The organism is Catenulispora rubra, assembly GCF_015356825.1.
GTDB lineage: Bacteria > Actinomycetota > Actinomycetes > Streptomycetales > Catenulisporaceae > Catenulispora > Catenulispora rubra.
In genome coordinates this window covers 1-498 of sequence record NZ_JAACYW010000731.1, presented here as the reverse complement: position 1 = coordinate 498, position 498 = coordinate 1, and the positions used below count along the sequence as shown (strand labels likewise).

The 498-nt window shown below is 73.5% G+C and carries 1 pseudogene; it reads left to right on the top strand.

The features are described 5' to 3' along the window. Positions 1–147 precede the first annotated feature (147 nt). Positions 148–498 (top strand): annotated as a pseudogene (locus tag GWK61_RS55180) (hypothetical protein); the annotation flags it as partial.

Genomic DNA, 498 nt, shown 5'->3' with positions numbered 1-498 from the left:
GGTTCTGGTTCTGGCGCGGCGTCGGCCGGGCCGGTGGCTGGCGTGAGCGCGGCCGGCGCGGGCGCTGGCTTGTCCGGCGCAGCATCGGTCGGCTCGGGCTCGCCGGATCATGTGTCGGCTCCGGTGGTCTCATCGAGCGGAGCAGCAGTGCAACGACGCGAATGGGCAGCGGTCCCGACGATGCGCGGCGTCAGCCGCTCCGGCGCAGGCGGGGTCTCGGAGTCGAACTTCGGCGCGCGCCTGGCGACGTGGCAGAACCCTTCGTTCCAGCGCGAACCGCGCCGCCAGGTCCGCACGGACGCCCCGAGCGGCCACGTGGTCGCACGCTCGATCGCACGCACCGGCACCCCGGCGTCGCTCGGACTCCCGGCACTGAATCTGCCGCTGACCACCCCGGTTCAGCAGAGCACAGAGGCATCCGAGCCCGCGCCGACACCTGCCCCGACCCCCGTGGTACACCAGTCGACGATCCGCACCCCCGCGCAACCCGCCGTACCT